General features: G+C 72.5%; 22 protein-coding genes. 11 read left to right on the top strand and 11 right to left on the bottom strand.

The window, feature by feature from the left end; translation table 11 throughout:
- Nucleotides 1–91 precede the first annotated feature (91 nt).
- Nucleotides 92–703 (top strand): hypothetical protein, encoded by a 612-nt coding sequence (locus tag SYYSPA8_RS18025; protein ID WP_323448230.1) that lies wholly within the window; start codon nucleotides 92–94, stop codon nucleotides 701–703.
- A 227-nt stretch (nucleotides 704–930) separates the two neighbouring features.
- Here SYYSPA8_RS18025 and soxR read toward each other — a convergent pair whose 3' ends face one another.
- Nucleotides 931–1,407: a redox-sensitive transcriptional activator SoxR gene (soxR, locus tag SYYSPA8_RS18020; protein ID WP_323448229.1), complete on the bottom strand. Its 477-nt coding sequence runs from the start codon at nucleotides 1,405–1,407 to the stop codon at nucleotides 931–933.
- A 128-nt stretch (nucleotides 1,408–1,535) separates the two neighbouring features.
- On the opposite strand from soxR, the gene SYYSPA8_RS18015 reads away from it, so the two are divergent.
- The gene (locus tag SYYSPA8_RS18015) at nucleotides 1,536–1,997 is read left to right on the top strand and encodes a MaoC family dehydratase (RefSeq protein ID WP_323448228.1); all 462 of its coding nucleotides are present in this window, start codon (nucleotides 1,536–1,538) and stop codon (nucleotides 1,995–1,997) included.
- Nucleotides 1,998–2,040: 43 nt separating this feature from the next.
- On the opposite strand, the gene SYYSPA8_RS18010 is transcribed toward SYYSPA8_RS18015, so the two are convergent.
- From SYYSPA8_RS18010 to SYYSPA8_RS18000, 3 genes are all read right to left on the bottom strand, one after another.
- A complete protein-coding gene (locus SYYSPA8_RS18010; RefSeq protein ID WP_323448227.1) occupies nucleotides 2,041–2,688 on the bottom strand; it encodes a TetR/AcrR family transcriptional regulator in 648 nt (215 codons plus the stop codon).
- A 130-nt stretch (nucleotides 2,689–2,818) separates the two neighbouring features.
- Complete coding sequence (locus SYYSPA8_RS18005; RefSeq protein ID WP_323448226.1) at nucleotides 2,819–4,213, bottom strand: aldehyde dehydrogenase family protein; 1,395 nt, start codon at nucleotides 4,211–4,213, stop codon at nucleotides 2,819–2,821.
- A gap of 394 nt (nucleotides 4,214–4,607) precedes the next feature.
- Nucleotides 4,608–6,038, bottom strand: a complete 1,431-nt coding sequence (locus SYYSPA8_RS18000; RefSeq protein ID WP_323448225.1) for a CitMHS family transporter — start codon at nucleotides 6,036–6,038, stop codon at nucleotides 4,608–4,610.
- Between the two features lie 343 nt (nucleotides 6,039–6,381).
- On the opposite strand from SYYSPA8_RS18000, the gene hmgA reads away from it, so the two are divergent.
- Nucleotides 6,382–7,722, top strand: a complete 1,341-nt coding sequence (hmgA, locus tag SYYSPA8_RS17995) for a homogentisate 1,2-dioxygenase (RefSeq protein WP_323448224.1) — start codon at nucleotides 6,382–6,384, stop codon at nucleotides 7,720–7,722.
- A gap of 42 nt (nucleotides 7,723–7,764) precedes the next feature.
- The gene (locus SYYSPA8_RS17990; protein ID WP_323448223.1) at nucleotides 7,765–8,517 is read left to right on the top strand and encodes a GntR family transcriptional regulator; all 753 of its coding nucleotides are present in this window, start codon (nucleotides 7,765–7,767) and stop codon (nucleotides 8,515–8,517) included.
- Between the two features lie 176 nt (nucleotides 8,518–8,693).
- On the opposite strand, the gene SYYSPA8_RS17985 is transcribed toward SYYSPA8_RS17990, so the two are convergent.
- Entirely contained in the window at nucleotides 8,694–8,957 is a 264-nt protein-coding gene (locus SYYSPA8_RS17985; RefSeq protein ID WP_323448222.1) for a hypothetical protein, read from the bottom strand.
- Between the two features lie 335 nt (nucleotides 8,958–9,292).
- Nucleotides 9,293–10,102 (bottom strand): SGNH/GDSL hydrolase family protein, encoded by an 810-nt coding sequence (locus SYYSPA8_RS17980; protein ID WP_323448221.1) that lies wholly within the window; start codon nucleotides 10,100–10,102, stop codon nucleotides 9,293–9,295.
- Nucleotides 10,103–10,385: 283 nt separating this feature from the next.
- Between SYYSPA8_RS17980 and SYYSPA8_RS17975 the strand changes: the two genes are divergently transcribed.
- On the top strand, nucleotides 10,386–11,489 hold the full coding sequence (locus SYYSPA8_RS17975; protein ID WP_407706032.1) for a DUF5925 domain-containing protein: 1,104 nt from the start codon (nucleotides 10,386–10,388) through the stop codon (nucleotides 11,487–11,489).
- Nucleotides 11,490–11,569: 80 nt separating this feature from the next.
- On the opposite strand, the gene SYYSPA8_RS17970 is transcribed toward SYYSPA8_RS17975, so the two are convergent.
- Nucleotides 11,570–11,944, bottom strand: coding sequence for a GntR family transcriptional regulator (locus SYYSPA8_RS17970; protein WP_323448219.1), 375 nt, complete (start codon nucleotides 11,942–11,944; stop codon nucleotides 11,570–11,572).
- Between the two features lie 243 nt (nucleotides 11,945–12,187).
- On the opposite strand from SYYSPA8_RS17970, the gene SYYSPA8_RS17965 reads away from it, so the two are divergent.
- Complete coding sequence (locus SYYSPA8_RS17965; protein ID WP_323448218.1) at nucleotides 12,188–12,781, top strand: DUF402 domain-containing protein; 594 nt, start codon at nucleotides 12,188–12,190, stop codon at nucleotides 12,779–12,781.
- A 76-nt stretch (nucleotides 12,782–12,857) separates the two neighbouring features.
- Here SYYSPA8_RS17965 and SYYSPA8_RS17960 read toward each other — a convergent pair whose 3' ends face one another.
- From SYYSPA8_RS17960 to SYYSPA8_RS17950, 3 genes are read right to left on the bottom strand one after another with little or no spacing between them, the layout of a single operon-like run.
- Nucleotides 12,858–14,354, bottom strand: coding sequence for a tripartite tricarboxylate transporter permease (locus tag SYYSPA8_RS17960; protein WP_323448217.1), 1,497 nt, complete (start codon nucleotides 14,352–14,354; stop codon nucleotides 12,858–12,860).
- Nucleotides 14,355–14,357: 3 nt separating this feature from the next.
- Entirely contained in the window at nucleotides 14,358–14,915 is a 558-nt protein-coding gene (locus SYYSPA8_RS17955; RefSeq protein WP_323448216.1) for a tripartite tricarboxylate transporter TctB family protein, read from the bottom strand.
- Entirely contained in the window at nucleotides 14,912–15,895 is a 984-nt protein-coding gene (locus SYYSPA8_RS17950; protein ID WP_323448215.1) for a Bug family tripartite tricarboxylate transporter substrate binding protein, read from the bottom strand. The genes SYYSPA8_RS17955 and SYYSPA8_RS17950 overlap by 4 nt, the downstream gene beginning before the upstream one ends.
- A gap of 128 nt (nucleotides 15,896–16,023) precedes the next feature.
- Here SYYSPA8_RS17950 and SYYSPA8_RS17945 point away from each other — a divergent pair, with 128 nt between their 5' ends.
- Nucleotides 16,024–16,710, top strand: coding sequence for a response regulator (locus SYYSPA8_RS17945; RefSeq protein ID WP_323448506.1), 687 nt, complete (start codon nucleotides 16,024–16,026; stop codon nucleotides 16,708–16,710).
- 37 nt (nucleotides 16,711–16,747) lie between these two features.
- Here SYYSPA8_RS17945 and SYYSPA8_RS17940 read toward each other — a convergent pair whose 3' ends face one another.
- A complete protein-coding gene (locus tag SYYSPA8_RS17940; protein ID WP_323448214.1) occupies nucleotides 16,748–17,173 on the bottom strand; it encodes a pyridoxamine 5'-phosphate oxidase family protein in 426 nt (141 codons plus the stop codon).
- Nucleotides 17,174–17,566: 393 nt separating this feature from the next.
- On the opposite strand from SYYSPA8_RS17940, the gene SYYSPA8_RS17935 reads away from it, so the two are divergent.
- The 4 genes from SYYSPA8_RS17935 (at nucleotide 17,567) to SYYSPA8_RS17920 (ending at nucleotide 21,715) form a co-directional block, all read left to right on the top strand.
- Nucleotides 17,567–18,085: an erythromycin esterase family protein gene (locus SYYSPA8_RS17935; protein WP_323448213.1), complete on the top strand. Its 519-nt coding sequence runs from the start codon at nucleotides 17,567–17,569 to the stop codon at nucleotides 18,083–18,085.
- Nucleotides 18,086–18,246: 161 nt separating this feature from the next.
- The gene (locus tag SYYSPA8_RS17930) at nucleotides 18,247–19,254 is read left to right on the top strand and encodes a lytic polysaccharide monooxygenase auxiliary activity family 9 protein (RefSeq protein WP_323448212.1); all 1,008 of its coding nucleotides are present in this window, start codon (nucleotides 18,247–18,249) and stop codon (nucleotides 19,252–19,254) included.
- Between the two features lie 225 nt (nucleotides 19,255–19,479).
- Nucleotides 19,480–20,571, top strand: a complete 1,092-nt coding sequence (locus SYYSPA8_RS17925; RefSeq protein WP_323448211.1) for a DUF3533 domain-containing protein — start codon at nucleotides 19,480–19,482, stop codon at nucleotides 20,569–20,571.
- Nucleotides 20,572–20,848: 277 nt separating this feature from the next.
- Nucleotides 20,849–21,715, top strand: coding sequence for an alpha/beta fold hydrolase (locus tag SYYSPA8_RS17920; protein ID WP_323448210.1), 867 nt, complete (start codon nucleotides 20,849–20,851; stop codon nucleotides 21,713–21,715).
- The last annotated feature ends 15 nt before the right edge of the window (nucleotides 21,716–21,730 follow it).

The raw sequence follows: 21,730 nt of genomic DNA, 5'->3' as shown, positions 1-21,730 counted from the left end.
TTCGGAATCACCACACTTCGACGGCACCTGAGCGGGCACCCGTACGTCCAACCGGTAACGCCGATGTACCAGCGACGGAGGTGGCAGTGCGATGGCCGGGTTCCGGAGTCTCGCGAGACAGGTCCGCGACACAGGATGTGATCTGGCGCTACGGCGCTACTCACTGCGCAAGTGTCTGGAGCGGTTCGCCCCTTATGGGCACCGGGCGACCTGGGATCACCTGTGCTCGCGGCACAGGATCCATCCCGAGGACAGGTCCCCCGATCCGGCGCGGCTGGTGGCCGCGCTCGACGAACTGGAGCGCGCGCGGGCCGTCTGGCTCGCCTACGAGGAAAGCTTCGCCGACCGGCGCCGCCGGGAGAAGTACGACGGTGTGCGGCGGCCGTCGGCCATGGACGACTGGCACCGGTGGGCCCGGGGCGCCAACGGTGTGGTCCGCTGCGACAGCCCCGGCTGCCACCCCTCGGCCCCCCTGGACGAGGTGCTGCGCCGGCTGATCTCGGCCCTGGAGGGGGAGCCCGGCGTGGAGTGCCCCGTCTGCGCGACCACGCTCATCGTCTGGCGGCAGGACCTGACGGACGAGCCGTGGACCGGGCCGGTCTGCACGGGCTGCGGGATAGTGGTGCCCCGCCCCGCGCTCACGCAGGGGGCCCTGGCCGCGGCGAGGCGGGCGGCACGCGGCGCGCTGGCGTCCGCCGCCTGAGCCGGACCGGGGCCGGAGCGCCCCGGAGGAGGACGGACCCGGGGCCGCGCGCCCCGGACGGTACGTACGGTACGGACGGTGGCCCGGGCGGGACAACGGGGGCGGGCCGCCCGGACCCGGCGCACTCCCCGGCGTACCCGCGTACGGGACCCGGTCGGTGCACGGCCGGCGCCATGACGATCCCGGCGACGGCGGCCGTACGGTCCCCTGCGCACGCGCGGGGTTCCTCAGTCGGTGTCCCCGGCCCCGTAGCGGACGGGCATCAGCCGCGATCCGGCCATCCGCCGCCCGAAGGCGTCGTCGGGGTTGGAGAGCACACAGGTGTCCAGCGACAGGCAGCCGCAGCCGATGCAGTCGGTGAGGTGGTCGCGCAGCCGGTGCAGCTGGGTGATCCGGTCCTCCAGTTCGCGGCGCCACGTCTGGGAGAGCCGGGCCCAGTCCTTCCGGTCGGGGGTGCGCTCCTCGGGCAGTTCGGCCAGGGCGTCCCGGATGGTGGCGAGCGGGATCCCGACCCGCTGCGCGGCCCGTACGAAGGCCACTCGGCGCAGGGTGTCGCGGGTGTAGCGGCGCTGGTTGCCACTGGTGCGGCGGCTGCTGATGAGCCCCTTGGCCTCGTAGAAGCGCAGGGCTGAGACGGCCGCACCACTGCGGGCGGACAGCTGACCGACGGTCAGTTCCTGGGTCTGATCACGGGTATCGGGCACCCCGTCAACCCTAGCGGGTCCCGTGCCGGGTCCTCGTTGACAGAGGCCCACGGCCCCCGCATGCTGAGCGAGCGCTCAGGAGCAGGCCCCCGACCGGGAACCGTACGAGGAGAGGGAGAAAGGGCGACATGGCCGAACCGAGGATCTTCGCCTCCGCCGCCGAGCTGCTGGCCGGTGTCGGCGAGCCGCTGGGGTACAGCGACTGGCTGGAGATCGACCAGAAGCGGATCGACCTCTTCGCCGAGGCGACCGGGGACCACCAGTGGATCCACGTGGACCCGGACCGCGCGGCCGGCGGACCCTTCGGCACGACCATCGCCCACGGCTATCTCACGCTGTCGCTGCTGCCCGCGCTGGTACCGCAGGTGATGCGGGTCGAGGGCGCGAGGATGGGCATCAACTACGGCACCGGGAAGGTCCGCTTCCCCGCGCCGGTGCCGGTGGGCTCCCGGCTGCGGGCGACGGCGGTGATCGGGAGCGTCACCGAGGCGGGCGACGGCGTGCAGGTGACGGCGGCGGTCACCGTGGAACGCGAGGGCGGCGAGAAGCCGGTGTGCGTGGCGGAGACGGTCTCCCGCTACTACTTCTGACCCCCTTCCGACCCCCTTCCGGTGCCGGGACCTCACGGCGCGGTCAGGGGCGGGCGGCGACCATCCGCAGCACGAGGTCGGCGTACAGCTCGCCGACCTCCTCCGGGGTGCGCCTGCCCCGGACGTTGAACCAGCGCGCCACGTCGATGCAGAGCGAGAGCACCGCCAGGGTCGTGCCCGGCACGTCGGGGACGTCGAACTCGCCGGCCGCCACCCCGTCGCGCAGGATGCCCCGCACCACGGCGTCGCTGCTGCGGCGCAGCTCCACGATCTCGGCGCGGTGCTCGGGGGAGAGCGCGTCCAGCTCGTACTGGACCACCCGGGCCGTGTCGTGGCGGCCCGCGTGCCAGCGGACGAAGGAGCTGACGGCGTCGGCCAGCCGCTCGCCGGGGGTGCCGGGGCGGTCGGCGGCGGCGGACAGCACCGCGAGCGCCCGGTCGTGCCCGATCCGGCTGATCCGGTGCAGCAGCTCCTCCTTGGTCCGGTAGTGGATGTAGAGGGCGGCCGGGCTCATGCCGGCCCGGCCGGCGATGTCCCGGGTCGTCGTCGCGTGATAGCCCCGCTCGGCGAACGCCGCCACGGCGGCGACCAGCAGCTTTCTGGCCGCTTCGGGCGTGACCTCGCCCCAGGGCACCTCGTCGCCGGGCTGCTCGCCGGTTGTCTCGTCGGTCGTGCCGCCGGTCGCGTTCATGGCCTGCCTCTTCTTCTCACCAGGGGGAACACCATACCCCGGAAGGTGAGCAAGCGCTTAGCTCCGCCACCGCCCGGCCCGGCCCGGTGGCATCGCTCCGGGCCGGGCGACCCGTCCCGCCCGGGCCGGGTCAGAACTGGAGCGACTTGGTCTGAAGGTATTCCCGCAGGCCGTGCTCGCCCAGTTCGCGCCCCACCCCCGACTGCTTGTGGCCGCCGAAGGGCGCGAGCGGGTTGAACCGGCCGCCGTTGATGTCCACCTGGCCGGTCTCCATCCGGCGGGCGAAGGCGACCGCCCCGGCGTCGTCCGCCGCCCAGACCGCGCCCGCCAGCCCGTACACCGTGCCGTTGGCGATCCGCAGGGCGTCCTCCGGATCCTCGTACGGCAGCACCGCCACCACCGGGCCGAAGATCTCCTCCTGCGCGATGGTCATCTCCGGGGTGACGTCGGCGAAGACGGTCGGGCTGACGTAGTAGCCGCGCTCCCGGGGCGCGTCGGGGCCGCCCGCCGCCAGGCGCGCGCCCTCGGCGGTCCCCCGCTCGATCAGGCCGGCCCCCCGGTCCCGCTGGCGGGCGCTGACGAGGGGCCCGATCCGCTCCCCCGGCACATACCCGGCGGCGGCCCCGGCCGCGAGGGCCACGGCCTCCTCGTACCGGTCGCGGTGGATCAGCAGCCGGCTCCAGGCGTTGCAGCTCTGGCCGGAGTTGAGCATCACCTGCGCGACGCTCGCGCCGACCGCGCGGGCCAGGTCGGCGCCGGGCAGGACGACGCTGGCGGACTTGCCGCCCAGCTCCAGCGCGACCCGTTTGACGGCGCCGCCCGCGACGGCGCCGATCCGCCGGCCGACCGCCGTGGAGCCGGTGAAGGAGACCAGGTCCACGCCGTCGTGGGCGGCGAGGGCCGCGCCCGCGACCGGGCCGGTGCCGGTCACCACGTTGACGACGCCGGGCGGGAGCCCCGCCTCGTGTGCGGCGGCGGCGAAGTGCCGGGCGGTCAGCGGGGTGTTCTCGGCCGGTTTGACGACGACCGTGCAGCCCGCCGCCAGCGCGGGGGCCACCTTGGCGACGATCTGGTGGAGCGGATAGTTCCAGGGGGTGATCGCGCCGACCACGCCGACCGGCTCCAGGAGGACGGTGGAGTTGGCGACCTTCTCCTCGAAGGCGTAACGGGCCGCCAGCTCGGCGTAGGAGCCGGCGACCAGGACGGGGAGTCCGGCGTGCACCCGGCGGGCGAGGTCGGGCAGGGCACCCAGTTCGGCGGTGACCGTGGCCGCGATGGTGTCCGCGCGGGCGTCGAGGACATCGCGGAGGGCGGCGATCCGGGCCGCCCGGCCGGCGGGCGGGGTCGCCGCCCAGCCCGGGAGCGCGGCCCGCGCGGCGGCGACGGCCGCGTCGACGTCCCCCGCACCGCCCGCAGGCACCCGGGCGATGATCTCCTCCGTGGCCGGATTCACCACCTCGATCGTGTCCTCGGTGGTGGCGGGGCGCCACCGCCCGTCGATGTACATGCCGTCGTGGGGATCCAACACAACTCCTCCAGAACCGCGTCCGGGGCCGGGCTCACTCGTACGGCCCAACGTAGTCAGCCCGCCGCCCGCCTGTCACCGCATCCTTCCCCGGGGGGCGTACGGGGGCCGGCCGGGGGCGTGCGGGGGCTCACCGGGACGTGAGGCGTACAGGCCGTACCGGACATACGTGATGCACGGGATGTACTGGATGTACTGGATGCACGGGGGCGTACGCGAAAAGCCCCCGTACCGCCGGACGTCCGGCCCCCGGAGGAGACCCGTCGGTCTCCGGCAGGAAGGAAGGGGCCGTGCACCGGGGGTGACCGGTGCCGCGTCCGGTGGTACGGGGGCGGTACGGGGGAGGTGCGCTGCCGGGCCGGCGGGTTCCGTGGCCCCGTGGCCCGGCGGCGGCTCAGATGATCCCGAAGAGGATCCCGGCGGCCAGCACCACCAGCGAGGTGAGGGCCGCCCACTTGACGGTGAAGCGGGTGTGGTCGCCGAACTCGACCTTGGCCATGCCGACGAGGACGTAGACGGCGGGCACCAGCGGGCTGGACATGTGGAGGGCCTGGCCGACGAGGGAGGCGCGGGCGATCTCCAGCGGGGAGACCCCGTGGGCGGCGCCGGCCTCGGCGAGGACGGGCAGCACACCGAAGTAGAAGCCGTCGTTCGACATGAAGTAGGTGAGCGGCAGGCTGAGCAGGCCGGTGACGATGGCCATGTGCGGGCCCATGCCCTCGGGGACGGTCTCGACCAGCCAGTCGGCCATGCTCTGGACCATGCCGGTGCCGGTGAGGACGCCGGTGAAGACGGCGGCGGCGAAGACCATGCCGGCGACGTTGAGGACGTTCTCGGCGTGGGCGCCGATCCGGGCCTTCTGCTCGGCCATGTTGGGGTAATTCACCGTGAGGGCGAGGGCCGCGCCGAGGAGGAAGAGCACCGGGATGGGCAGCAGCTCCATGATCATCGCGGTGAGGAGCGTGATGGTGAGACCGGCGTTGAACCAGTAGAGCTTGGGGCGCAGGGTGGGGCGGTTGGGGTCCAGGCCCTGGAAGTCCTCGTCGGCGGGGAACTCGGGGGTCTCGTCGGCCGTCGCGTCCCCGGTGCCGGCACCGCCGGCGGAGGTCTTCGTACCGGCGGTGGCGTTCTTGGCGTCCTTGCCAGTGCCGCCGCCCGCGCCCACCAGGACCGTGTCCTGCTCCGGGGTGAGGACCTCGTCCAGGGAGAGATAGCCGACGCGCTTGCGCTCCCGCAGACCCAGGAAGTAGGCGAGGACGAAGACGAAGAGCAGGCCCACGAGGAGCGCCGGGATCATCGGGACGAAGATGTCGGCGGCGTCCAGCTTGAGCGCCGTGGCCGCGCGGGCCGTCGGGCCGCCCCAGGGGACCGTGTTCATCACACCGTTGGCGGTGGCGGCGACACCGGTCATGACGACCAGGCTCATGTTCAGCCGCTTGTAGAGCGGGTACATCGCCGAGACGGTGATCATGAAGGTGGTGGAGCCGTCGCCGTCGAGCGAGACGATCGCGGCGAGCACGGCCGTACCGACCACGACCCGCATCGGGTCCGCCTTGCAGAACCGCAGGATGCCCCGGACGATCGGGTCGAAGAGGCCGACGTCGATCATCACGCCGAAGTAGACGATGGCGAACATCAGCATCGCGGCGGTGGGGGCGAGATTGCCGACGCCTTCGATGACGTAGTCGCCGAGGTTCGCACCCTTGCCGACAAGCACACAGAAGAGCGCGGGGATGAGGACCAGCGCCGCGATGGGCGACATCTTCTTCATCATGATCAGGACCAGGAAGGTCGCGATCATGGCGAAGCCGAGGATTGTCAGCATGGGGGCTACCTAACGTTCATCCTTGAACTCCCACCGGGACGGCGGTCCGGATGACGTTAGGTCGCGTCAAAAGCTGTTAACAAGATGTTGACGTGTGAGCAATACGAGCAAAACCCCAGGTGGGGGTGGAAGTGGTAGATCACGGCCGCCCCGGGCCCCCGCCGGCCCCCCTCCCGGCGTCCCCCGCCGACCCCCTCCCGGCGTCCGCCGCCGGGCCCCGCCGTCCCTCCCCGCACCCGCCCGGACCGGGCCCGCCCCGCCGCCGGTCCGTCATTGACGGACGGGGTCCGCAATCCTACGGTGGCCCATAGGATTCCCTTCGGCTTTCCACCGGGAGCGGGCGATGAGCGGCATCGAGCAGGCCATGGAGCGGGCGCGGAAGACGGCCGGAGGGCTGGGGTACTCCCCCGGATTCGGCAACGAGCACAGTTCGGAGGCGGTCCCGGGAGCCCTCCCGCTGGGGCGGAACTCCCCCCAGCGCGCCCCCCTCGGCCTCTACGCGGAACAGCTCAGCGGCTCCGCCTTCACCGAGCCCCGCGCCCACAACCGCCGCTCCTGGCTCTACCGGATCCGCCCCTCGGCGGCCCACCCGCCGTTCCGCCGCACCGACAACGGCCGGCTGCGCGGCGGGCCCTTCACGGAGACCGTCCCCGACCCCAACCGGCTGCGCTGGGACCCCCTGCCCGAGCCCGCGCCCGGGACCGACTGGCTGGCCGGTCTGTGGACCCTCGGCGGCAACGGGAACCCGGTCGAGCGCACCGGCATGGCCGTGCACCTCTACCACGCCAACGCCCCCATGACGGACCGGGTCTTCGGCGACGCGGACGGGGAGCTGCTGATCGTGCCCGAGCTGGGCGGGCTGCTCCTCGTCACCGAGCTGGGCGTGCTGGCCGCCCGCCCCGGCGAGGTGGCGCTGATCCCGCGCGGGGTCCGCTTCCGGGTCGAGCTGCTGGACGAGCGCGCCCGGGGCTACGTCTGCGAGAACCACGGCCGCCCCTTCACCCTGCCCGACCTGGGCCCGATCGGCGCCAACGGACTGGCGAACGCGCGCGACTTCCGCGCGCCGACGGCCTGGTACGAGGAGGTCGACAGCGAGGTCGAGGTGATCACCAAGTACTGCGGCAACCTCTGGGCCGCGACCTTCGACCACTCCCCGCTCGACGTGGTCGCCTGGCACGGCAACCATCTGCCGTACGTCTACGACCTGCGCCGCTTCAATGTCATCGGGTCCATCTCCTACGACCACCCGGACCCGTCCATCTTCACCGTGCTGACGTCGCCCTCCGACACCCCGGGCCTCGCGGGCGTCGACTTCGTGGTCTTCGCGCCGCGCTGGCTGGTCGGCGAGGACACCTTCCGGCCGCCGTACTTCCACCGCAATGTGATGAGCGAGTACATGGGCCTGATCGAGGGCGCGTACGACGCCAAGACATCCGGCGAGGGCGGCTTCGTACCCGGCGGGGGCTCCCTGCACACCATGATGTCCGCGCACGGGCCGGACCGGGAGACCTTCGAGAGGGCCAGCGCCGCCGAGCTGCTGCCGCAGAGGATCGACGACGGCCTGGCCTTCATGTTCGAGACCCGCTGGCCCATCCTCACCACGGACCAGGCCGCCCGGGCGGACCACCGGCAGCAGGGGTACGACCGCGTATGGCAGGGTCTTGAGCGACACTTCAGGTCCTGAACCCTTCCCGGCCTGACCTGCCCCGGAGAGACGGAGCCCGCTGTGACCTCCTCCTTCGCCCCCGATTCGGTGGTTCTCAACCGCAAGCTCCCGCTCTGGTACCAGGTCTCCCAGTCACTGCGGGCCTCGATACTCGGGCGGGGCCCCGACGCCTCGCTCCGGTTGCCCACCGAGGAACAGCTGGCCGCGCATTACGGGGTGAGCGTCCTGACCATGCGCCAGGCGCTCAAGGAACTGGAGGAGGAGGGGCTGATCAGCCGGCACCGGCGGCGCGGCACCTTCATCGAACCGGGCGCGCGCCGGGGCGCCCCCCGCCGGCTCCTCGGCTCGATCGACGCGATCGTGGCCCAGCAGTCGGGCGAGCGGACGACGGTTCTCGGCCACGGTCCGGTGCCCGTCCCGGGCGCGATCGCGGAGTACTTCCCCGGCCTGACCGACGTGGTCACCTACCGCCGGCTGCGCCGCGACGGCGAGAGCGGCGAGCCGACCAACTGGGCGGAGAACGCGGTCCGCCCCGATGTGGCGGCCCGGCTCGACGTGGCGGACCTGGAGCGCTGGCCGATGACGAAGGTCCTGCGGGACGCCGTGGGCGTACGGATCAGCAGGATCACGGACACGGTGGAGGCACGGCTCGCGGACCCGACGACGGCCCAGCTGCTCCAGGTGCCGCTGCTGAGCCCGATCCTGCACTACACGGGGGTGACGTACGACGTGGACGGCCGCGTGGTGGACGTGGCCCGGATCCACTACCGGGGGGACCGCTTCTCCTTCTCGGTCACGGTCGAGGCGGAGTGAGCCCCGGCCCGCACGGACGGACGGAACGGGCGGGCGGGCGGCGCCGGGTACCAGGCATCAGGCACCGGCACCCGTGACGGAACACACGACCGCCCGAGCACGGGCAGCTCGGGCGGTGACACGTGACATGGAGCCCGCGCGTGGGGACGCGGACCGGCCGGGCGGAGCGGCGACGGTCAGTGGCGGCTGCCGAAGAGGGTGCGGCGCAGCCGGCGCAGCGGCGCGAAGAGCGAGACGCCGCCCCTGCCCCGGTCCCGGTCGTGCGTCACATCGCGTGAGGTCAGCTCGCGCATGAGCGAGGTCGCCTCAAGGGCGTCGCGCTGCGGCACGGCGGGTCCGCCGAGCACCGAGAGATGTCGGTCCAGGCGGGTGCTCGTCGCTTTGCTGCCGCAGGTGATCGCAGGCACGCGGGGCCTGCTGCGCACTGTTATCTGTTCCATGTCCATCCCACGTCCGTCCCACCGTCGCTCCGCCGTCGTCCCCACCCGTGTCGTACGGGGCTCCGGGCAGGCTAACCCTATCGCCCCGGCCGGGCACCCGTGTATCCCGCCCGGGGGATTCACCACAGGAACAGGCGAGTTGACCGGTGGCCGATAAAACCGGATGAACCTGCCCGAATCCCTGGCGAGTCGACTGCCCCGTGCGTCCCACCCGTTGATTCTGCCCAGCGGGGCGGTCCGGCACGCGTACCACCGGGATTCCGCGTGATGACGGTCACACCCTGTGACGAGAGCCGGTCACGGAAGCGGCGGTGCGGACGGACGGGGTGGACGGGTCAGGCCTTGGCGTCGAAGGCGGGCAGGTAGCCGCCGGACTGTCCGTTCGCCGTCGGGTGGTACGACTCGCCGATGTTCAGCCAGTTGACGCTGTGCAGCCAGGAGTCGCCGGAGCAGATCTCGTGGTTGGTGAAGTAGGGGACGACGTCCGCGAAGGCGAAGCCGTGGTTGGCGGCCCGCTTGGCCACGGCCGTGTTCAGGTGGTCGGCGGCGCCGTTGATGGCGCGGCGCTCGTTCTCGGTGAGCCCGGCGAGGCAGCTGCCGCCCAGCTTGTAGAAGCGGGGGTAGCCGAGGACGACGACCTGGGCCGCGGGGGCGCGCGAGGAGATGGCGTTGTAGACGCCGTCCAGCCGCCCCGGGAGGGTGGAGTCGACGAACGCCTTGGCCTGGTTGACACGGTTGACGCAGTTCGTCTCGGACTGGAGGACGCAGGTGGTCATCACGTCGGCGAACCCGGCGTCGTTGCCGCCGATGGAGATCGAGACGAGGTCGGTGGCGCTGGTGACCGGGCCGAGCTGCTTGCCGGTCACATCGCTGGTGATGGCGCCGGAACAGGCGGTGAACGCGAAGGACGAGGGGCTGTTGGCGTTCGCCCAGAGCCGGGGGAAGGCCCTGTTGCTGCGCTTGCAGTCGCCGCTGGCGCCGTCGTAGCTGCCGGCGCCGACGCCCGAGGAGTAGGAGTCGCCGAGGGCCACGTAGTCCACGGGGGCGGCGGATTCCGCGGCCTGTGCCTGCCCCGCCCCGGCGACGGCGAGGGTGGCCCCGAGGAGGAGCGAGGTGGAGAAAGCCATGATGCGCGACACGTTCATGGGACCTCTTCGTGTTAGCAGGATCACTGCGTCAACCAACGTTCTTACCAGTCGGTAGCCACAACTGGAAGTGCTCATGCCAAGCATTCCGCTCTCGCTTGACGGAGCCTCAGGTACCGGCGAGGCAAGGGCTTTCCCCCGGCATAACGAGCGAACCCGTCATCGGACAGCAGAAGACGACAACTCGTCAGCGGTATCGCACGTACGGGCAAAACCCCGTGCGCCGCCGGGCCGGGTGCCCGATCATGGGCGCATGTCAGCCCCACGGACCCAGTTGGAGCGCATGTCCTCCGCAGCCGTACCCCCGCAGAACGCCGTGTCGATCCGGCTCAACCTCGACGACAGCGACTCACCGACGGACGTCGTCGACGCGCTGTTCCTCGGCAGGTTCACCAGCGGCGAGCAGCCCTACGCCCACGGCCACCAGGTCGAACAGGTCAAAAAGGGCCACGATCTGCTGCCCCGGGGCGCGCGCGTGCTGCGTGCCGCCCGGGACGACGACCGCAGCGCGCTGCTCGCCGAGGGCGACGGCTGGACCGTGCTCGTCTCCCGGTGGAGCCAGGGCGCCGACGTCACCGTGACAGCGGTCAGCGCCGAACTGGCCGAGCGGATCGTCAAGGAGGCGACCGCCGACGCGGCCGACGAGCCGGAGCCGGAGCCCGAGGACGTCACGATGGGGTTCTGGTACGTCTCACCGCGCCGGGGCCCGTACCGCACCACCCGCAGCATCGCGGCGGGCGACTGGGAGGACGTGCGGCGCAACTACACGGCCCCGGTGGCGTCCGCGATGGACCGGCTGATGAAGACCACCCCGGACGACATCGCGGGCCGGCTGCTGCTCCTGCACGGGCCGCCGGGCACCGGGAAGACCTCCGCGCTGCGCACGCTCGCGCGGTCCTGGCGGGAGTGGTGCCAGGTGGACTGCGTCCTCGACCCGGAGCGGCTCTTCAACGACGTCGGCTATCTGATGGACATCGCGATCGGCGAGGACGAGGGCACCGAGAAGGAACGCTGGCGGCTGCTGCTCCTGGAGGACTGCGACGAGCTGATCCGGGGCGAGGCCCGGCACACGGCGGGGCAGGCGCTGTCCCGGCTGCTGAACCTCACCGACGGGCTGCTGGGCCAGGGCCGCAACGTCCTGGTCGGGGTGACCACCAACGAGGACCTGGAGCGGCTGCACCCGGCGGTGGTACGGCCGGGCCGCTGCCTGGCCCGGATCGAGGTCGGCCCGCTCACCCGCGCGGAGTCGGTGACCTGGCTGGGCACCGAGGAGGGGGTGGGGCGGCACGGCTCCACCCTGGCGGAGCTGTACGCGCTGCGCCGGGGCACCGGGCCCGCGTCGGTGCCGAAGCAGCACGGCGAGGCGGCCGCGGGGCTGTATCTCTGACCCCGCACCTGCGCGGTACTCAGGTAGTCGCCCATGACGGCGCCGAGCGGGACGGCTCCGACCCCGCGCCCGCGGGTTACTCAGTCGCCGTAGACCGCGCGCAGGGCGTCCCCGGCCGCCGCGCGGGCCGCCTCCCGGTCCGCGCCCAGCCGGTGCGCCCGCTCGGCGAAGACCCGCGCGGCGGCGGCCAGCTCCCGGGCGGCGGCGTCCTCGGCGGCCGCGACGAACGTGCCGTGGCGGCCCCGGGTCTCGATCACCCCGTCGGCCTCCAGGGCGCGGTACGCCTTGGCGACCGTGTTCGCGGCGAGGCCCAGTTCCTCCGCGAGCCCGCGGACGGTCGGCAGCCGGTAGCCCACGGGCAGCTCCCCCGAGCGGGCCCGCTCGGAGATCTGTGCGCGGAGCTGTTCGAAGGGGGCGACGGCCGAGCCGGCGTCGACGGCGATCTTCAGGGTCACCCCGTGATTCTCCCCCAGCGGGCGGGCGTCCGGCGAAAACCCCCGTGCGACACGGCCCGCTCCTCCCTAGGCCGTCTCTTACGGATCTTGCTGGGGCTCGCGTGCCCTGGCACCGCACCTCGCCGCGTTGTCGTCAATCGCCGATGCTCCGCATGGACTCATTCCTCCGCCTTGCGATGCACGGCACCAGACCCCGCTCCCTCACCCAGCCTGATCCGTAAGAAACGGCCTAGCGTACGGATCATGAGTACGGAGCAATGGGGTCAGGATGAACAGTGGGGACAGGATGAGCGGCGGGGACAGGACGAGCGACGCGGACCGGGCGAGCGGCGCGGACGGACGGCGCGGACGGTGACGGTCCGGCTGGTCAAGGCGGGCCGGGAGAAGATCGCGTACCCGGCGCGGGCACTGGGCGACGACGGGACGCACGCGGTGGTCCGCGCGCCATGGGCCGGATCCGGTGCCCGGGACTTCGGTTTCGTCCGCTTCGAGCCGGGCGATGTGTTCACGGAGCACTACTGGCGGGACCGCTGGTACGCGGTGAAGGAGGTACGGGCGGCAAGCGGCCGGCTGAAGGGCTGGTACTGCGACATCACCCGCCCCGCCGACATCGGGGCGGACGAGGTCGTCTGCGAGGACCTGGACCTGGATCTGTGGGTGTCGGCGGACGGCTCGTCCGTGCTGCGCCTCGACGAGGACGAGTTCGCGGCGAGCGGGCTGGCCGGGCGCGATCCGGGGGCGGCCGCGCACGCCCTGGCCGCGCTGGACGAGCTGGAGGCCGTGGCCCGCGCGGGCGGCCTCCCGGACCTGCTCGGCCCGCTCCCCGCGCAGGCGTAGGACCGGACAACCCCGTACCCGCAAAGCACTCTCCCCGCGACCGGGAACCCGGCCGCGGGGAGAGTGTGTGGGGGGATTATTCAGAGACGCTTCGGCGCCTGACGATCAGCTTCTTCAGCAGCGGCCAGGCGAGCAGGACGACGATGATCGCGTAGACGGTCACCGAGAAGGGCGTGTTGACCAGACCGGAGACGCTGCCGTCGCTGATCTGGAGCGCCCGGCGGAGCTGCTGCTCCGCGGCCGGGCCGAGGATGACCCCGATGACGGCGGGCAGCACCGGCAGCCCGTACCGCCGCATCCCGAAGCCCAGCAGACCGATGATCAGCAGGATGACCAGGTCGAGGGCCTCGCCGCCGACGGCGTACGCGCCAACGCCGGCGAAGAAGAGGATGCCCGCGTAGAGGTAGGGGCGCGGGATCCGCAGCAGCTTGGCCCAGACGGGCGCGAGCGGCAGGTTCAGCGCGAGCAGCAGCACCAGGCCGACGAAGAGCGAGGCGATCAGGCCCCACACCAGGTCGGGCTCCCGCTCGAAGAGCAGCGGGCCGGGCTGGATGCCGTACTGCTGGAAGGCGGCGAGCATCACCGCGGCGACGGCCGTGGTGGGCAGGCCGAGGGTCAGCATCGAGACCAGGGTGCCCGAAGCGGAGGCGGAGGCCGCCGACTCGGGGCCGGCCACGCCCTCGATGGCGCCCTTGCCGAACTCGCCCTTGTTCTTCGACAGGCGCTTCTCGGTGACGTAGGAGAGGAAGGTGGGGATCTCCGCGCCGCCGGCCGGGATGGCGCCGAACGGGAAGCCGATGAAGGGGCCGCGCAGCCAGGGCTTCCAGGTGCGCTTGACATCGTCCTTGCCGAGCCAGGGGCGGCCGACCGGGATGGGCTCGGAGCCGCCGCGGCGCAGATGGGCCGCGACCCACAGGGCCTCGCCGATGGCGAAGAGACCGACCGCGACGATGACGACGTCGACGCCGTCGGCGAGGTGGAGATTGCCGAAGGTCAGCCGCTGCTGTCCGGTCATCGAGTCGAGTCCGACGAGACCGATGGTCAGACCGATCAGGAGGGAGGCGAGGCCGCGGATCCGGGAGGAGCCGAGGACGGAGGTGACTGCGATGAACGCGAGCACCATGATGGCGAAGTAGTCCGGGGCGCCGATGTCGACGGCGAGTTCCGCGACGGTCGGGGCGAGCGCGACCAGCAGCAGGGTGCCGATCAGACCGCCGGTGAAGTGGCCGATGGCCGCGGCGGCGAGTGCCTGGGAGCCCCGGCCGGACTTGGCCATGGGATTGCCCTCGATGGCGGCGACCACCGCCGCGCTCTCACCGGGGGTGTTGAGCAGGATCGAGGTGGTGGAGCCACCGAACATGGCGCCGTAGTAGATGCCGGCGAACATGATGAACGCGCCGGTCGGTTCGAGTCCGTAGGTGACGGGCAGCAGCAGGGCGACCGCCATGGCGGGGCCGATGCCGGGCAGGACGCCGATCGCGGTGCCGAGCAGCACGCCGATCACGGCCCAGAGGAGGTTGATCGGGGTCAGCGCGGTGCCGAAGCCGTCGATCAGGGAGTTGAAAGAGTCCATCTGCTAGAGCACCCCCATCAGCGGGCCACCGGGGAGCGGAACGCCGAGCAGATTGTTGAAGAGGTAGTACGTGGCCAGCGACAGCACGGCGGCGATCAGCGGGTCCCGGTGGAAGGTCCGGCTGCCGAGGGCGAAGGCCGCTCCCCAGAAGAGGAGCATTCCGGAGACGGGGAAGCCGAGCGGGCCGATGAGGACGGCGAAGCCGAGGAAGACTCCGGCCAGCAGCAGGACGGTGCGCCAGTCGCTGGGCTCGCTCAGGTCGATGTCCTCGCCGGCCTCGGCCTCGCCCCGGCCGCCGCGCAGCACGTCGACGGCGAGGAGGACGGCGATCAGCAGCAGGCCGATGCCGACGGCTATGGGGACGGTCTTCGGTCCGACGGGGCCGCGCTGGGTCATGTCGACGTCCATGGTGAGCGCGTCGCCGAGGACGAGCACACCGATGGCGAGGAGCAGCACGCTGACGCCGAGTTCGGAGCGTTCGCGCAGCCAGGCGCCGGCTCCGGAGCCGGGTCCCGCGGAGGTCTGCTCCGTCGGGGTCGCGGGTGTTTCCTGTGAGTTCACAGTCCCAGCTCCTTCAGCACCGTGTCCACGCGCTCGTTCTGCTCCTCCAGGAAGTCGCCGAACTTGTCGCCCGTCAGGAACGCGTCGTTCCAGCCGTTCTTCTTGAGGGATTCCTTCCACTGCTTCGACGCGTGGAGTTCCTCGACGAGGGTGATCAGCTTCTTCCGCTCGGTCTCGGAGAGTCCGGGCGGTGCCACGATGCCGCGCCAGTTGGTGAACTCGGTGTCGAGTCCGGCCTCGCGCAGGGTGGGGGCGTCCAGGCCGGGGACCCGCTCGGGGCCGGTGACGGCGAGCAGCCGCAGCTCCCCCGCCTTGATCTGGTCCAGGTACTCGCTGACGCCGGAGACGCCGAAGGCGACCTTGTTGCCGAGGATGGAGGCGAGGAGTTCGCCGCCGCCGTCGTAGGGGATGTAGTTGACGGTCTTGGGGGCGATGCCGGCCGCCTGCGCCATCAGCATGGGGGCGAGGTGGTCGGGGCCGCCGGGCGAGGAGCCGCCGCCGACGGCCATCTTGCCGGGGTTCTTCTTCCAGGCCGCCAGCAGGTCCTGGATGGTCTTGTACGGGGAGTCCTTGCCGACGACGACGATGTCCTGCTCTTCGGTGAGCCGGGCGATCGGGGTGGTGTCGGCGAGGGTCCTGGGCGCCTTGTTGGTGTGGACGGCGCCGACGACGCCGAGGCCCATGGACATGGCCAGCTTGCCGTTGCCGCGCTCGCCGACGAGGCGGGTGAGGCCGACGGTGCCACCGGCGCCGGGGAGGTTGAAGATCTCGATGTCGCTGGTGAGGTCCGCGTCCTCGGCGTTCTTGGCCGCGGTGCGGGCGGTGATGTCGTAGCCACCGCCGGGCGTGTTGGGAACCATGATCCGCAGACCCGGGATCCGGGTGCCGGTGTCGGAGCCTTCGCCGGTCTTGAGGAGCGGCGGCCCCACGAACACCAGCAACGCCGCCCCGATTACGGCGAGGGGAGTGCGCAATCGCACGTGAGCCGCCTTTCGATGGGGAAGATGTGAAGTGGCCCACATGTTGCCTGTGCGTTAAGAAAGTGTCTCTCTTCCGGAATCAACGGACGTTGTGGTCATTGTGGTCGCGCCTTAGCGTGTGCTCCGTGATGAACGTGCTGGTCGTGGACGACGACTTCATGGTCGCCAAGCTGCACGGCCGCTATGTGGCCTCGACGGAGGGGTTCCGGGTCGTCGGGGTGGCGCACAGCGGTGCGGATGCGCTGGGCGCTGCCGAGCGGCTGCGGCCCGATCTGGTCCTTCTGGACATCTATTTGCCCGATATGGACGGAATTACGGTGCTGCGCGAGCTGCGGGCCGCCGAGGAACGGGATGCGACGCGGCCGAGCGCGGACGCCCTGTTCATCACGGCCGCGCGGGACGCGGGGATGGTGCGGGCCGCGCTGCGGGCGGGCGCCCTGCACTACCTGATCAAGCCGTTCAACCAGGCGGCGCTCCAGGAGCAGCTGCGGCACGTGGCGGCGCTGCGGTCGCGGTTCGACCGGCTCGGGGAGGCCCGGCAGGAGGACGTGGACCAGATCTTCGGGACCCGTCCGCCGGGGTCGCGGGAGCTGCCGAAGGGGCTCGCGGCGCACACGGCGGAGCTGGTGGAGCGGATCCTCCGGGAGCACCGGGGGGATCTGTCGGCGACGGAGTGCGCGGTGGCGGGGTCGCTGTCGCGGGTGAGTGCCCGGCGGTACCTGGAGTACTTCGCGGAGACGGGCCGGGTCGAGGTGAGCCTGCGGTACGGGGGCACGGGGCGGCCGGAGCGGCGGTACCGGCTGGTCGGCGGCTGACCACGCCCCCGGGCCCGCCGGGGCACAGGGGTGGCGGTCAGACCGGTCCGAGGTCGGCGCTGTTCCAGCGCTGCGGGCGCATCAGGATGATCACCTGCTCGCCCAGCTCCTTCTCCACGAACTCGACATAGGAGGCGACTTTGCGAGCGGGAAGGTATCGGGCGCTGATCTCGGCCACATGGCGGCGGGTGGCCGGCTCGGTGCCGACGACGGGTCCCTCGACCGAGACGTAGCGGACGGTGGGCGCCTCCCGGTCGACCAGCAGGGAGAACCGTCCCGCCCGGGCGATCAGCCGCTCCTTGCGGGAGCCGAGCCCCGTCATGATCCAGACATCGCGGCCGGGGGCGTAGTGGTACCAGACCGGCACCGTGAGCGGCGCCCGCCCGTCTCCCGCGTCCACCGCCAGGGCCGCGATGTGCGGTTCGGCCAGGAATTCCTGGCGTTCTTCACGGGTGAGGGTCACGGATGACTCCTTCGCTCGGTCCACCGGTCGTGCCGGTCCGGGGCCGGGTGTGTTCACCGGGTGTGTTCATCGGCTGGTAATCGTCCCGCTGACATGGAAAAGCTACAGGTCCCGAGCGCGCGCCGGAGCTGGCCCGGCCACCGGGCGGGCCGGGGTTGACTGCTTTCCTCCCCCGGGTCCCGTCCCTGTTCCCCTCCCCGCGTTCCGGGCTCCCGGAACACCGCCCGGCAGCCCCCGCACCGTGCGGTGCCGGGCTCCCCGGCCCCGCGGGCGCAAGCCGCCGACGCCCTTGGCCTCCACCGTGGTTGAGCCCGGAGGCCGGCCCGTGACCCGGGTGCGCCCCGGGTCGCCGCCGGCGCGGAGCCGGGCCCCGGACGACGAGGAGACGAGCGGATGAACGACGCGGTGAGCCGATGGATCGAACAGCGGGCCCACGTCCTCGCCGCGGTGGCCCCGGGCGCCCCGGCGACCGATCCGGAACCGCTGCTCCCGATCGTGGGCGGAGCCGCGGTGGCGGCCCTCGGCACCTCGATCCGGCACTCCCGCGAGCTGTCCGCCCTCTCCCACCGGACGGTCCGGATCCTGGTCGAGAAGGCGGGCTTCCGGACCGTGCTCCTGGAGGGAGACGATCCGGTACAGACCGGTCTCGACCGGTTCATCCGGACGGGCGAGGGCGATCCGCGTACTTGGTTGACCGCTGCACGGCCGTTCTGGCGGTACGCGGGGATCCTCGCCCTCGTCCACTGGATGCCGGCCTGGAACGCGGTTACCTTCGCGAACACTTCGGGGACGGTTGTCTCCCGCCGGGCCCGGGCTTCCACCACGGGTCACCGGACCTCGGCATCCCCGCCCCGCCGCCGGAGCGGGCCGCTTCCTGAGCCCGCTCTTAGCGGTTCCTTAAAGCAGGAATAAGGATCCCCGCCTTCCCCCTCTCCCGGGCGATTCGGCGGACTCGAACGGCTAACTTGCTGCTCACCGGGGCCGGTTCGAACACTGCACCGGGCATACGAAGAGTCGCGTACGGCCCGTTCGGACCGGCCCCGTTCCCCCCACCGACCCAAGGAGAATCACAGATGACCGCTCGCCGCACGGCGGCCGTGGCCGCCGTCCTGGGGATCGTGCCGCTCGCCCTGACCGCGCTGACCGTCACGCCCGCCGCCGCCCACGGTTCCATGCAGGACCCGGTCAGCCGGATCACGGCGTGTTTCGCCGAGGGGCCCGAGAGCCCCGACTCCGCCGCCTGTAAGGCGCTCGTCGCGGCCGGCGGCACCCAGCCGCTGTACGACTGGAACGAGGTCAACATCGGTGACGCGGCGGGCCGGCACCGCCAGATCATCCCGGACGGCAAGCTGTGCAGCGTCGGCCGCGAGAAGTACAAGGGTCTCGACGCGCCCCGCGCCGACTGGCCGTCCAGCCCGATCGCCGCGGGCAACAAGACCTTCCGCTGGCGTGCCACCGCCCCCCACCGGGGCACGCTGGAGCTGTACATCACCAAGGCCGGCTACGACGCGACCAAGCCGCTGAAGTGGTCCGACTTGGAGGCCCAGCCCTTCACCAAGGTCACCGACCCCCGGCTGGAGAACGGCTCCTACGTCTTCGACGGCACCGTGCCCAGCCGCACCGGCCGCCACCTGATCTTCTCGATCCTCCAGCGCTCGGACTCCCCCGAGGCCTTCTACACCTGCTCCGACGTGGTCTTCGGCGGCAACAGCAGCGGCGGCACGACCCCGCCGGCCGCCCAGGTCCCCACCGAGGGCGAGATCAAGCAGGGCGCCGGGAACTCGACCGTCGACCACGGCGGCAAGGGCGGCGACACCGCGGCGGAGAAGGAGGCGAACGCCGAGCACGTCGCGCAGAAGGCGGGCTCCGGAACGGGCGCCGTCCAGGCCGCCGCCGGCAACGCCCCCGCCGCCCAGAACGCCGGCACCACCGAGCTGGCCGCCAAGGGCGAGGTCCTGGCCGAGACCGGCGGCGACAGCACCACCGCGTACATCGCCGTCGGCGGTGCCGCGGCGCTCGCCCTCGGCGCGGCCGGCATGTTCGGCGCCGCCCGCCGCCGCTCGGCCCGGGTCGCCCGCTGACCGCGACGCCCTGAGGCCCGTCGGCCGCCGGCCGGCCGACGGGCCACCCCGACCGGGGCGCCCTGACGGCCGGGTGTCCGTCCGCCCACCACGGACGGGCACCCGGTCCCCGGGCGCTCCACCCTCCTGACGCCGCCCCGGGGCTCCGCCCCTGCACCGGGGCGGCGTCAGCCATTCGGCCGCGTACCGCCTGCGGGAGCGCCGCACGGCACGGAGCGTGGGGCCATGAACGGGACTTCGGACGGCCGCCCCGGCAACGGGCCCCCGGCCCCCGCCCCCACCGGCTTTCTCGCCGAGGTCAAGGACGCGGTACGGCTGCGGGCGGCCGTGCTGGTCGTCGGCGTCCTGGCGCTCCAGATCGCCTTCGTCGTCAGTTACGTCGGCGCCTTCCACGAGCCCCGGCCCCGCGATGTGCCGATCGCGGTCACGGCGCCCACCGGCGCGCTCGCGTCGGACACCGCGCGCCGGCTGGCCGCGCTGCCCGGCGATCCGCTCGATCCCCGTACCGTCCCCGACGAGGCCGCGGCCCGGCGGCAGATCGAGGACCGGGAGGTCGACGGGGCGCTCGTGGTCGACCCGGGGAGCACCACCGACCGGCTGCTCGTCGCCGGGGCCGGCGGCGCGTCCCTCGCCGACGCCCTCACCGAGGTGGTCGCCTCCGCCGAACGCTCCCGGGGCCGGACCCTGCGGGTGACGGACATCGTCCCCAACGCCCCCGGGGACGCGCGCGGCCTGTCCTCCTTCTATCTGGTCATCGGCTGGTGCGTCGGCGGCTATCTCTGTGCCGCGATCCTCGCCATCAGCGCCGGGGCCCGGCCCGCCAACGTCCACCGGGCCCTGATCCGGCTGGGGGCGCTGCTGCTGTACTCGATCGCCTCCGGGCTGGCCGGCGCGGTGATCGCCGGTCCGGTGCTGGACGCGCTGCCGGGGGGCGTCGGCGCGCTGTGGGGTCTGGGCACCCTGCTGGTGTTCACGGTCGGGGCGATCACCCTGGCCCTCCAGGGCCTGCTGGGCATCATCGGCATCGGGCTGGCCATCCTGCTGGTCGTCGTCCTCGGCAACCCCAGCGCGGGCGGGGCCTACCCCTGGCCGATGCTGCCCTCGTTCTGGAGCGCCATCGGACCGGCGCTGCCTCCGGGCGCGGGCACCTTCGCGGCCCGTTCGATCAGCTATTTCGGGGGCCGGGCCGTGGGCGGCCCGCTGCTGGTGCTGGCCGCGTGGTCGCTCGTGGGCGCCCTGGTGACCCTGGTGTGCGCGAGGCAGCGCGACGAATCCGGGCGTACGTCCGGGGAAGGGGCGGCCGGGGCGCCCGGCTGAAGCGCAGGAGAGCGACCGCGCGCTCCGGCGCGGACGTTTCGGCTCCCCGCCGACCGCATAGGTACGCCCTTTCGGCGGTAATCCCCGATTAGCGGCCCGACCGCACGCCTTCGTGCCCTGTCAGGGCCGACACTGGGGGAGTGTCGTCGCGGCGGCGCCGTCCACCCGGACGACATGACGGGCGGACGGGGCTTCGACGACATGACCGAGGAGGGTGGGGATGTTGTCCTTGGCCCACAGAGACCCGGACCACGACGTACGGCGAAGGGGGCGGGGGGTGCGACATCGGGTGCGGACGTCCGACGGGCGGCATCTGATGGTGGAGCGGCTGGGGGATCCCCGGGGCAGGCCCGTCTTCCTGTTGCACGGCACCCCCGGCTGCCGGCTGGGCCCGGCGCCGCGCGGGATGGTGCTCTACCAGCGGCGCACCCAGCTGATCGCCTACGACCGTCCTGGTTACGGCGGCTCGGACCGGCTGCCCGGCCGGAGCGTGGCGGATGTCGTCCAGGACGTCCGGGAGATCGCCGACGAGCTGGGGCTCGACCGGTTCGCGGTGGTGGGCCGCTCCGGTGGGGCGCCGCACGCGCTGGCCTGTGCGGCGCTGCTGCCGGACCGGGTGACGCGGGCGGCCGCGCTGGTCACCCTGGCGCCCCGGGACGCGGCGGGGCTGGACTGGTTCGAGGGGATGGCGGCCTCCAACGTCCGCGAGTACACGTTCGCGTCGGACCATCCGGATGTGCTCACGGAACGTTTCACCGCCCGGTCGGCGGAGATCCGCGAGGATCCGATCCGGCTCCTCAACGATCTGCGCGCGGAGCTGACGGACTCGGACCGGATGGTGGTGCAGGACGCCGGGGTGCGCAGGATGCTGCTGCGCAACTACCAGGAGGCGCTGCGGCTCTCCGCGTACGGGTGGATCGACGACGCGCTGGCGTTCTGCAGTCCGTGGGGGTTCGATCCGGCTCAGATCCGGCCGCCGGTGATGATCTGGCACGGTGAGAAGGACGTGTTCTCCCCGGTGGGGCACGCGCGCTGGCTGGCGGAGCGGATCCCGGGGGCGACGGCGGTGCTGGAGCCCTCCGCCGCGCACTTCGACGCCCTGCACGCGCTGCCGAGGGCGCTGACCTGGCTGCTGGCGGAGTGAGCCGCGCGGCCCGGC

Origin of the sequence: Streptomyces yaizuensis, assembly GCF_034961445.1 — a bacterium.
Lineage (GTDB): Bacteria > Actinomycetota > Actinomycetes > Streptomycetales > Streptomycetaceae > Streptomyces > Streptomyces yaizuensis.
This window is presented reverse-complemented; position numbering and strand designations above follow the sequence as displayed.